Consider the following 1,697-nt stretch of genomic DNA (forward strand, 5'->3'; position numbering starts at 1 on the left):
CGCAGGCTACGGCTCCCTTGGCCGCAAATTCCGGAGCCGCCTGGACCGTGAAGGCCGGGCTGGCCTGCAGCTCCTGTTTCAAGTCAACCGGCCAGCCGCGGTAGTCCACCTTGGCGAAATCCGGGTAGGCCAGGCTGGCGCAGGCCCGGGCCGCGGCTTTCTGCGTTTCTTCAAACCATGCTTGTGCAGTCATTGCCGCCTCCTTAAACGTCTTCGTCCGTCAGTTCGATGTCCAGGCCCAGCTCGTCGCGCAGCTTGGTGTAGCCCTCTTTTTCCAGGCGCTTGGCCAGGTCCGGGCCGCCTTCGGCCACGACCCGGCCGCCCATCATGACGTGCACCTTGTCCGGCACCACGTAGTCCAGCAGCCGCTGGTAGTGGGTAATCATCAAGGCCCCGAAGTCCGGCCCCCGCAGCTCGTTGACGCCCTTGGAAACTACCTTGAGGGCATCGATGTCCAGACCGGAGTCGATTTCGTCGAGGATGGCGAACTTGGGCTTGATCATCATCATCTGCAGGATCTCGTTGCGCTTCTTTTCACCGCCGGAAAAACCGTGGTTCAAGTAGCGCTGGGCCATTTCGGCCTTCATGTCCAAAAAGTCCATCTTTTCATACAGTTCCTGCAGGAATTCCCGGGCCGGCACCGGATCTCCCTCGGGCCGGCGGGCGTTCAATGCCCCGCGGATGAATTCAGCGTTGCTGACGCCGGGAATCTCCGCCGGATACTGCATGGCCAAAAAGAGCCCAGCCCTGGCCCGCTCGTCAACCGGCAGGTCCAGCAGCTCCTGGCCGTCCAGCTTGACGCTGCCCTGGGTCACCTGGTAAGCCGGGTTGCCCATCACGGCTTCTGATAAGGTTGACTTACCAGTCCCATTTGGTCCCATAATGGCATGAATCTCGCCGGTCCGCAGCTTCAGGTTCACTCCCTTGAGAATTTCCTTGCCGGCAATTTTTACGTGCAAATCAGTAATTGTTAATTCTGACATGACTCACCTCAACTAGTCTCTACAAAATTTAGTGTCATGCTTAGTTATAACATACTATAGCTAGTGGTTACACCCGGTCAGGGGAAAAAAGCGGCATTTTTTGAGATATTGCAAATCATCGGCATAATCAGCGATTTTTTTAGAAAAAAGGGCCTGGCGGCCAAATTCGGTTGACAAAAAAATAATGACTGCTACAATAGCTAGAAATAATTTAGTAAATATGAAAAGAGCATTACCAACCGTGAAATATTCTAAGAAGAAAGACTTATCACAAGACATTCAAGTCAAGCACTTCTCCGAATTGTCAGCCAGAGAAGTTTTCTGCATTTCCAGAATCCGCGATGAAGTTTTCGTCTCCGAGCAGCAGATCACCGTTCCGGAGCTGGACGACCAGGACCTGGATGCCTACCACGTTTTCCTGCTGAACGAAGAAGCAACTGACTCCCTGGCCGCTGCCCGCTTCTTTAACGATGACGGCCGCTACTACATCGGCCGCGTCGCCGTGCAAAAGAGCGCCCGGCACCGGGGAATTGCCAGCCAGCTTTTGCGGGCGATCGAGCAGTACGTTTCTGAAAACCAGCTCACGACGGAGCTCTACCTGCACGCCCAAGCCAGTGCCCGGGACTTCTACCTGGCCAACGGCTACCATGACGTCGGCCCGGTCTTCATGGAAGCCGGCATCCCCCACCAAATGATGGTCAAGTCCATTGCCTA

The 1,697-nt window shown here is 55.4% G+C and carries 2 protein-coding genes and 1 pseudogene; 1 reads left to right on the forward strand and 2 read right to left on the reverse strand.

The genetic code is table 11. The annotated features are described in order from the left end of the window. Together lacNas_RS09690 and sufC are read right to left on the reverse strand one after the other, a co-directional pair. Positions 1-193, reverse strand: a pseudogene (locus lacNas_RS09690) (Fe-S cluster assembly protein SufD); the annotation flags it as partial. Between the two features lie 10 nt (positions 194-203). Beyond that, entirely contained in the window at positions 204-983 is a 780-nt protein-coding gene (gene sufC / locus lacNas_RS09695; RefSeq protein WP_201330326.1) for a Fe-S cluster assembly ATPase SufC, read from the reverse strand. A 220-nt stretch (positions 984-1,203) separates the two neighbouring features. Between sufC and lacNas_RS09700 the strand changes: the two genes are divergently transcribed. Further along, the coding region (locus lacNas_RS09700) for a GNAT family N-acetyltransferase (RefSeq protein WP_201330327.1) at positions 1,204-1,697 on the forward strand (494 nt) is incomplete at its 3' end.

It is taken from the genome of Lactobacillus nasalidis (genome assembly GCF_016587775.1).
Classification (GTDB): domain Bacteria; phylum Bacillota; class Bacilli; order Lactobacillales; family Lactobacillaceae; genus Lactobacillus; species Lactobacillus nasalidis.

Bases quoted from the DNA above. Each gene is read 5' to 3' on its own strand.
- sufC (WP_201330326.1), bottom strand. From the start codon at position 983: ATGTCAGAATTAACAATTACTGATTTGCACGTAAAAATTGCCGGCAAG.